A 10,096-nucleotide genomic window follows, 5' to 3' on the forward strand; every position below is an offset into this window, starting at 1 on the left:
TTTTTCATCTAAAAGAGTCTCAATTTATATTCTTTCTTTACGAGTAAGTCGTCTATGTTTTTTTACTACCATTTTACAAATCTATAAATTTAGATTTGTTGCGTTAAGTTATTGAATGGAGGAAACGCTGTTGACAACGCTCTTGTTGTTTTGTCATGCTTTATCGAAAGTAAGGATGCCATTCCTGTAGCTGTAGGGTAAGAACTTGAACTTATTAAATAATTCGTATATAAATCAACAAAATTATCCGTCTTTTTTCTTCTCAAAGTTATTAACAAGACAGAACATTATTTTCTTAAATCTAAATTATTACTGCGCAAGGTGAGTTATTAAGATAACACCTAAGTTCCGTAAGTATCATTTCATATTTTTTACTTCTTTATTTTTTGCTATTCCTTCGTAATTTTTCAAATACGACTATCAACTCTTCTAACTTTTCTTTATTTGTATCTGCCAAATTATTTTGTTGACCTATATCTTCTTTAAGGTTATACAATTGATATCCGTTTGAATTACCAATTTCAATATTTACATGTTTCAAGATTGATACCCCCTTATATGGCGGAATCATCACCCAGTCTCCTTTTTTAAGCGCAGTTCTAGATGTGGCTTCTAGAATCAACTCTTCTCTTCCTTTAGTTTCTATTCCTAAGAATGTATTTGATAATTCTTTACTATCACCTACTCTAATATCACTTCCCACAATAGCGGCCAATGAAGACAATAAATCTAATTGACATACTAGTGCATTAGAAGTAGTTGGTTGAATTGTACCTTTCCAATAAGTAAAAAATGGTACATGTGTTCCTGCTTCAAACAAACTATATTTACCTCCTCTATAAGGTCCAGAAGGAGTGTGATTTCCAATTTTCTCAACAGCATCGTCATAATAACCATCGTTTAACACGGGACCATTATCACTACTAAATACAATTAAAGTATTTTCTAAAATCCCTTCTTTCTCTAAAGTTTTCACAAATTCTCCAATACACCAATCTGCTTCTAAAATTACATCACCTCTTGGTCCCATTCCAGATTTCCCAACAAATCGTTCGTGTGGTGTTCTAGGAACGTGAGGTTGCTGCATCGCATAATATAAAAAGAAAGGCTCTGATTTGTGTTCTTTTACATAATCTTGAGCCCTTTTTAAAAAATGATCAGCCATGTCTTCATCCTTCCACAAAGCGGTTTTCCCACCTTTCATGTATCCAATTCTTGGAATGTGGTTCACTATACTATTATTATGACCATGATGCCATTTCATAGTAGTCAATTCAGGATTATCTTTCCCAGTTGGTTCCCCTTCAAAATTCTTATTATAACTCACTTCAATAGGATCATTTGGGTCTAATCCAACTACATCTCCATTTTCAATATACACAGTAGGAACTCTATCTTGAGTAGCTGCCATAATATACGAATAATCAAACCCAACTTCGTTTGGGCCAGGACGAATTGTTTTATTCCAGTCGACTACCCCTGTTCCAAGTCCTAAATGCCACTTACCAACTATCCCTGTATGATATCCTTTTGATTTAAGCATTTTAGGAATCGTAATTTGTTCTTTATTAATAATTAGCGGTGCAGTACCTTTTAAAATTTTGGCGTTTTTATTCCTCCATGGATACTCCCCAGTTAATAAAGCATATCTGCTTGGTGTACAAGTAGCAGAACTTGCATAACCATTTACAAAACGAACTCCCCCAAAGGCCAGCTTATCTAAGTTCGGCGTTTTTATTTCTGTTGCACCATTAAACCCAACATCTCCATAACCTAAATCATCAACATAAATTACAACAATATTTGGTTTAGTTTGAATTTTTGTTTTTTTTTCGGCGACTGTTTTTTTACAACTTATTTGCAAGGCAATAAAAACTACTAATGCCAAAAGTGAGTGTTTGCTAAATTTCATTTTGATTTGATTTTTTTAAATTGTGTATCTTTATTCAAATTCATAGAAAACAGATACCTAAATCTGCTAAGGCAAATTAGTTGTCTTCCATATTGGAATAGTTTTAACTTAAATCGAATTCGTGCTTTATCTAAAAAAACTGTTTTACTATACTGATTTCAGCAATACTAATTATTGCACCGAAATGCTTAATAAAGCATTTTAAAGATACCGTTTAAATAACAAAGTTGAGAATATTTATACTGTTTATTTAACTCTTTTAAAATTTCAATACTTCAAGCTAAAATTACTAATTTTTCCAAAAAAAATATTTTCAAACGGTCTTCGCTAATTAATGTTTTTAAGATTCGTTTATCTAATCTATCACTTTTAATTCTTTACCAACTTTAATAAAGGCAGTAATTGCTTTGTCAAGATGCTCCTTAGTATGCGACGCTGAAAGCTGCACTCTGATTCTTGCTTTTTCTTTTGGTACTACTGGAAAGAAAAATCCGATAACGTAAATACCTTCTTCTAACAACTTATTTGCCATTGTTTGCGACAACTTCGCATCGTATAACATTACGGGTACAATTGCTGCATCTGCACCTACTAGATCAAATCCAGCAGCGGCCATTTCGCTTCTAAAATAATTTGTATTCCTTTCTAACTTATCACGTAACGAAGTATCACGAGATAACATATCGAATACTTTTAATGACGCTCCAACAATAGAAGGAGCCAATGAATTCGAAAACAAATAAGGTCTAGAGCGCTGACGTAATATTTCTATGATTTCTTTTTTACCCGTTGTATAACCACCCATAGCACCACCTAATGCCTTACCAAAGGTTCCTGTTATAATATCGACTCTCCCTAAAACATTTTTCAACTCTATGGTACCTTTTCCTGTTTTGCCAATAAAACCAGCTGCATGGCATTCATCTACCATTACCATGGCATCATACTTGTCTGCTAAATCACATATCTTATCTAATTGAGCTACAATTCCGTCCATAGAAAAAACTCCGTCGGTAACAATTATTTTAAAACGGTGTTGCTGCTTATTGGCTTCTATTAGTTGTACCTCTAAATTTTCCATGTTATTATTTTCATAACGATAGCGTGTGGCTTTGCACAATCGTACTCCATCTATAATGGAAGCATGATTTAAAGAATCTGAAATAATTGCGTCCTCTTTTATTAGTAAAGGCTCAAAAACACCTCCATTAGCATCAAATGCGGCGGCATAAAGAATAGTATCTTCGCAACGAAAAAATTCTGCCACTTTACTTTCTAATTTCTTATGAATATCTTGTGTGCCACAAATAAATCGCACGGAAGACATTCCAAAACCATGAGAATCTAAAGTATCTTTTGCAGCCTGAATTACTTCTTTATTATTTGATAAACCTAAATAGTTATTTGCGCAAAAGTTAATTACTCTTTCTCCAGTACTTACTTGTATTTCAGCATCTTGAGAAGTTGTAATGATTCTCTCTTTTTTGTACAAGCCTGCTTCTTCTATTGCCTGCAATTCATTTTGCAAATGTTCTTTTATAGATCCGTACATTGTTTTAAATATTTTGAAGTTTATTTCTTTCTTTTAGTTTTAATTCTTTAATCATTGTTTCTGTCATCCTTTTAATGTCAAAAGAGGGTTTCCAATTCCAGTCTATCCTAGCATGCGAATCATCGATACTTGATGGCCAACTATCTGCAATTTTCTGTCTGAAATCAGCTTTGTAATTTGTTTTAAAATTAGGATAAATTTTCTGAATAGACTCCGTCAATTCTTCTGGAGAAAAACTCATTCCAGATAAGTTATAAGATGTTCTCACCGTAATACTTTCTTTAGGAGCATCCATTAACTCAATCGTTGCACGAATAGCATCATCCATATAAATCATTGGTAAAGTTGTGTTTTCACTTAAAAAACATTCAAAATCCTCATTATGAATTGCTTTATGATAAATATCCACAGCATAGTCGGTAGTTCCTCCTCCAGGAAGCGATTGATAACCTATGACTCCTGGATATCTCAATGATCTAATATCGAGTTCATATTTTTCGAAATAATATTTAGACCAATTTTCCCCTGCCACTTTACTTATTCCATAAACTGTTGACGGAGCCAACACATAATTTTGAGGTGTACTCTTTTTTGGAGCATCCTCACCATAAACAGCTATTGAACTCGGAAAAAATATTTTATCAACTTTATTTATTCTTGAAACTTCTAAAACATTAAAAAAGGTTTTCATATTAACATCCCAAGTATTTAATGGAAATTTTTCTCCATTAGCCGATAATATTGCTGCTAAATGATAAATCTGTGTGATTTCATATTCTACAACCAAACTTGTCAACTTATCAAAATCATTCGCGTCCAAGATTTTGAAATTCCCTACGAAATCATCATTCAATCGCAAATCTGTTGCGATAATATTCTCTATTCCATGTTTTTCTTTCAATTTCTCAACGAGTACTAAACCTAGTTGTCCGCTTGCCCCAGTAATTAATATTTTATCTTGTTTCATTATCTTAACATCTTAGAAGATCAAAACTATACATTACCATTATAATACGGACACATAAACTTCAATACTTAATAAATTAAGTGTTTTTATCTTTTATAATGAACAGTATTGATTATATTTACTTTCCGATGTTAAAAACAGCTACATCTAAAGTAAAATTATCTCTTTATGGAAATCATTGATGAAATAGATTTAAAAATCCTTAGAATCCTTCAGAAGGATTCTAAAAAAACCACCAAAGAAATTGCTGAAATTTTAAACCTTACTGCGTCTCCAGTTTACGAAAGGACTCGAAAATTAGAGAATAAAGGATATATAAAAAAGTATGTCGCAATATTGGATAAAAAACGAATCAGAAGACCAGTTACAGTGATTTGCATGGTTTCCTTACGGTATCATAACGAGGGTTTTATTGATAAATTTGAAAAACAGATTAAAGCACTCGACGAAGTACAAGAGTGTTATCATATGGCAGGAAAAGTAGATTTTTTTTTGAAAATAAATTTGCAAAGCCTAGATATCTACCATGAATTTGTAAGAACAAAACTTTCCAAGATTGAAAATATTGGAATCTTGGAAAGTTATTTTGTATTAAAAGAAATGTTTCATACTACCGAATACCACATCTAAGTTTTAAAGTATTCTTAATATCAAATTAAAAATTATTTCAATTTTTCAAAATCAATTACAGGAGGTATTAAATTTATATCTGACTTTGAAAATAAAGAATTTATAGGCGTTATCTTATCAAAAAAGCCACAATTCTGAAGATAAAATGTATTGTTCATTATACCTCCAGAATAGTCTAATCTAGATTCTTTTCTAGCTGTTGCATCCGCAGTAAATTTAACTTTTTTTACAGCATACCAATTATTATTTGTATCCAGCAACCATTGATTGTTATAATAAACTTTACGCGTTTGATTCCCCATAGTCGTACTAAAATTCTCTAAAAAAGAATGTGGTCGTTTCACATATGTTGTAGTTTTTGGTCTTCTAAAAGATGCTATCAAATCCCATTCTCTTGTTTCTGGAGCATAAAAATACGCTGTGTAATCTGTAGAATTATTCACAGATGGTTCAATCTTAAGTAAAAATTTATAAGTCGTTTCAGACTTCCAGTGAAATACTTTTCGGCTTTGACCTCCAGATCCTTCATTACCAAAATCATTTGAAATGACATCTTTACCCTTTTTCAATAATTCTACCCTCTGATTATCAGGAATATTTTTAGGATCGTCTGTTTTGAATGGACTCCAAACAGAAAACAAAATTCTACGCTCAGTTTCTGAATTCACTTGAATACCAAAATATCCTTCTCCAAAACCATTAGCCATAAAATAAGACCCAACAACATCACTATCTTTGGGAATGGTCATTTCGTTATAAAAGTATTTTATGTCTCCTGCATCAGAAGGAACTTCGTAGTTCAAATGAACCGAAGGACCTCTTCTTCCCCAATAAAAATCTTCTTTAACATAATATACATTTCCTTCAGTTACTTCACCTTCAATTACAATTTCTGAAACCTCACCATAATATTCACCATTTTTACGAACACCTTGTATTTCGATAAAATGATACCCAGGTTTGTCGATTTTAAATGTTCCGACTTCTAATGTTGAAAAGTCAGTATTCGATATATCCACAACTTCAGACCTACCATTTAAGGAAACTTTAATGGAAGAATTATTCGAATTCTTAACAACTAAACTAACTATCAGCTCACCCGAATTTTCCAGTTTAAAATAGGTTCTAATTTTAGTTTCAGCCGAATCCCAATTTTCAATTCCTCGTTTTGTGATAATAGTTTTTGTTTCCGTAGGGCTATCATATACCCAACTATTCCCTTTAGTCAAAATAGAAATTTCTTTTGCTTGATCTTGAGAAAAAACAATATTACCATGAATTAATATTAGCAATAGAATTACAAACTTAAATTTCATTAAAATTTATTTTAAAATTATTTTCCAAACTTTTTACTTGTCTCTATAAACAACTCCTTAGAACCATTCTCTATCGGAATCAAATAGAACGCATAGTTGTGCTTTATAGTTCCTTTAATCTGATACTCATCTTGCGGACTTGCATACCAACTATCATCACCTCCAACACCACGTTGTTCAAGATCTATATTCAACTGAACTAAATCTTGTTCCTTTATATCTATGGTATGTTTGTTTTTGTTCAACTCTGGAATTCCATCTATTTGATATCTCAAATTTACTTTGCCTGAATTTTCGTAGTCAAGACCCAAAGTCGTATCAAAATCTTCGTTTGGCATGTGCAATGCGCTAATTCCCAATCCTTTTTGAATATCTTGAGAAACAACCATTAAACCATTTCCCTTTTCATTTGTTAAGGCAACCCATCTCACATCTGTTTTATATCCATTCTCTTGTGGGCGGATATAAGGAACATATTGTTCAGATACGGTCGAATTATACAAATCTAAAAACGCCGATGCTTTTCTATCCTGATAATTTTCCCAAGGTCCTCTACCAAAATAAGTCATTTTATTATACTGCTTTGGAAGTTGCATACGCATTCCAACTCTAGGAATATCACCTTTATAATTTGTTTCTTCTAAAGTATTTTCAATTCTTACAATTCCATTTCCATAAATCGTATAGATACTTGTAAAGTGAGTTTCTACACCTGGAAGTTTATAGGTTACTTTTAACTCAACCTCATTACTTGATATTTTTGAAGACACAACTTCTGTAACTCTAGAAAACAAAGACGCTTTCTTCCACTCTATGTTTTTAGTGTACATTTTATTTCCAGAATCATTATCTGTAACAGCTCTCCAAAAATTAGGTTTAGGTCCTTTACCTGCCTTTAACAATTCTATATTATTAAACATATAAGACGTTAATCGTCCATCTTTTTCATTAAAAATTAATTCCAAATTATCGTTAGAAACTATTGTGTTTAATTTATCAACCTTAATGGTTAAATCCACTCCGTTTTCGATTATAACACTTTCATTTTTATATTTTGAATTTAATCTAATTTGTTCGTGTGCCACTTCAAAACCTTTTGGTAAAAGACCCCAATCATTTTTGGTAGTTGCAGAAATTTCGACAAAATATTCGGTGTTTGACATATAAGAAATATCATTCAGCGGAAGTCTAATTAACTTTCCAGTATGAGTTTCTACAGAAATCGATTCCACTGAAATTGTTTTTAATATAGTTCCATCTGCCTTTATTTTTGCCGTAATATCAAAATTATTCAAATTAGTGAAATCGTATAAATTCTCTACTAAAACACGTAGTTCTCCGTGTTTATTTATTCCTTTGTCCTTAAAATTTATAAATTCATGTGCTTTTTTAACTTCAAACAAACCTGGTTGCGGAGTTCTATCTGGAAATACAATTCCATTATTTAAAAAAGTACCATCGGAAGGCATATCTTTTCCGTAATCTCCTCCATAAGCGTAATATCTTTCACCTTTTTCATTCGTTTTCCAAATAGATTGATCTACCCAATCCCAAATAAATCCACCCTGAAGATTATCATATTGCTCAATAATATTCCAGTAATCTTGAAAATTACCTGTACTATTTCCCATAGCATGTGCATATTCACTAGGAATATAAGGTCTATCTGTCATCGACTTACCTACCTCTTCAAATCTTCTAGGCGATGGATATTGAGGAACAATAATATCTGTATTCCAATCCATATCATACAAGCTTCCATCGTAATCTTTATAAGGTCTTTCGTATTGTACAGGTCTCTTAGATTTATCCTTTTCTTTTATGGCTTTATAACCAGCATAAAAATTAGTTCCATTGCCTCCCTCATTACCCATTGACCAAATAATTACAGATGCATGGTTTTTATCTCGCTCTACCATACGAACCATTCTATCTACATGCGCCTTCTCCCAACTTTCGTTTTTAGCTAATGAATATTCGCCGTAATACATTCCATGAGATTCAATATTAGCTTCATCAACAACATAGATTCCGTGAATATCACACAGTTCATAAAATTTTCTTGCTCTAGGATAATGACTCAATCTAACAGCATTGATGTTATTTTCTTTCCACAATCGAATGTCTTTCATGATCATTTCTTCAGACATTACATGTCCAGTTTCTGGATCTGTTTCTTGTGTATTTACACCCTTTAGAGTAATTTTTTGACCGTTAACTAAAAGTAATCCATTTTTAATTTCAATCGATCTAAATCCGATTTTTATAGCAGTCGATTCTAAAACATTTCCTTTTCTGTCTTTTAACTCGATTAAAAGGCTATATAAGTTAGGGTGTTCAGCGCTCCACTGCTTTGCGTTTTCAATAATCCCTTTAAAATTAACATGACTTTCATTATGTTTAATAACCGCCAATTCTGAAGACTTAGAAATGATTAATTTATTCTTAGCATCGTATAATCTAAAAGTGACTTGAGATTTTTTATTTTTTGAATGATGATTTTTAATTACTACGTCTAAATCTAGAATCCCATTCTTATAAGCGCCATCCAAAGTAGATACAACTTCAAAATCTTTAATTCTCAATTTAGGTTGTGCGTAGACAAAAACACTACGTTCAATACCGCTAATTCTCCAAAAATCTTGACATTCCAAATAAGAACCATCTGTCCATCTAAAAACCTGAATTGCAATGGTGTTATTTCCAGATCGTGCAAACTCGGTGATATTAAATTCAGATGGTAGTTTACTACCTTGAGAATACCCAACATATTCCCCATTTAACCAGACAAAACCACCCGATTTCATTGCTCCAATATGAAGAAATATTTCATTTCCGTCCCAATCAGAGTTTATATTAAATTCACGTCTATAAGAACCAACCGGATTATAATCAGCAGGCACTTTCCCTGGATTCTTCGGATATATTCCATCGATAAATTCCATGTCATCTGCAACAGGTGCTTTAAAATCAGAGAATTCATATTGGTGATTAACATAAATAGGAATTCCGTAGCCTTCCACTTCCCAATTCGAAGGAACTTTAATATTATCCCAATCATCAACACTTTCTGATGGGTCCATAAAAGTAGTTGGTCTATCTTTTGGAGATCTCACCCAATTAAATTTCCATTCTCCATCTAAATTCTGATAAAAATTAGAATTTTCTGGATCAAAACTTAAGGCATCTTCATTAGGTGCATAGGAAGAAAACGAAGCATGAGCATCTAATTTATTTTCTTCTATTACTTGTTCATTTTCGATATAATCTAAATAGTCCAACGATTGACTATAACTAGAAATTACAATTAAAGAAAACGCTAAACTCGTCAATAATTTAATCTTCATAATATTGTGCTTTATTCTTGGAAATTAAAAAATCCGATGGGTTTTAACCAATCAAAGTGGAGAATTTCTAACATAACAAATAAGTAAAAACTCCCTTTAAATCAGGTAGACATCTTGGGTTCAATATTCTAACGCAACAATCCGTTACATTAGTTAATATAACAAGTTACAAAGTTAGGTGTAATAGACAAAATAATTGATGATTTTTGGTGAAATATTTCAAGTGGACAAAATAAAAGACCGTTGCATAATGCTCTTTTCATTTTTAGATTTCAATTTTGACTTTTTAAATCTAAAATTTATATTTTTTTTTCTTATTTTCATTGTTTATGTTAGTTATGGATCTATTTTTTGGTTCATTTTCCTTTAGTT

7 protein-coding genes are annotated in these 10,096 nt (G+C 31.8%); 1 reads left to right on the plus strand and 6 read right to left on the minus strand.

Annotated features, from left to right (window positions below; translation table 11 throughout):
• Positions 1-89: 89 nt before the first annotated feature.
• The 4 genes from V5787_RS12160 to V5787_RS12175 all read right to left on the minus strand — a co-directional run bounded on the left by V5787_RS12160 (position 90) and on the right by V5787_RS12175 (position 4,431).
• Entirely contained in the window at positions 90-266 is a 177-nt protein-coding gene (locus tag V5787_RS12160) for a hypothetical protein (protein WP_336893474.1), read from the minus strand.
• Between the two features lie 113 nt (positions 267-379).
• On the minus strand, positions 380-1,912 hold the full coding sequence (locus V5787_RS12165) for an arylsulfatase (protein WP_336893475.1): 1,533 nt from the start codon (positions 1,910-1,912) through the stop codon (positions 380-382).
• A gap of 355 nt (positions 1,913-2,267) precedes the next feature.
• Positions 2,268-3,464, minus strand: a complete 1,197-nt coding sequence (gene kbl, locus V5787_RS12170; RefSeq protein ID WP_336893476.1) for a glycine C-acetyltransferase — start codon at positions 3,462-3,464, stop codon at positions 2,268-2,270.
• Between the two features lie 4 nt (positions 3,465-3,468).
• The gene (locus V5787_RS12175; RefSeq protein WP_336893477.1) at positions 3,469-4,431 is read right to left on the minus strand and encodes an NAD-dependent epimerase/dehydratase family protein; all 963 of its coding nucleotides are present in this window, start codon (positions 4,429-4,431) and stop codon (positions 3,469-3,471) included.
• 168 nt (positions 4,432-4,599) lie between these two features.
• Here V5787_RS12175 and V5787_RS12180 point away from each other — a divergent pair, with 168 nt between their 5' ends.
• Positions 4,600-5,061: an Lrp/AsnC family transcriptional regulator gene (locus V5787_RS12180; protein ID WP_336893478.1), complete on the plus strand. Its 462-nt coding sequence runs from the start codon at positions 4,600-4,602 to the stop codon at positions 5,059-5,061.
• Positions 5,062-5,093: 32 nt separating this feature from the next.
• On the opposite strand, the gene V5787_RS12185 is transcribed toward V5787_RS12180, so the two are convergent.
• Positions 5,094-6,377: a DUF3472 domain-containing protein gene (locus V5787_RS12185; RefSeq protein WP_336893479.1), complete on the minus strand. Its 1,284-nt coding sequence runs from the start codon at positions 6,375-6,377 to the stop codon at positions 5,094-5,096.
• Between the two features lie 17 nt (positions 6,378-6,394).
• A complete protein-coding gene (locus V5787_RS12190; protein WP_336893480.1) occupies positions 6,395-9,724 on the minus strand; it encodes a glycoside hydrolase family 2 TIM barrel-domain containing protein in 3,330 nt (1,109 codons plus the stop codon).
• Positions 9,725-10,096: the final 372 nt, after the last annotated feature.

Source organism: Flavicella sp., from assembly GCF_037132785.1.
In the GTDB taxonomy this organism is placed as follows: Bacteria; Bacteroidota; Bacteroidia; order Flavobacteriales; family Flavobacteriaceae; genus Flavicella.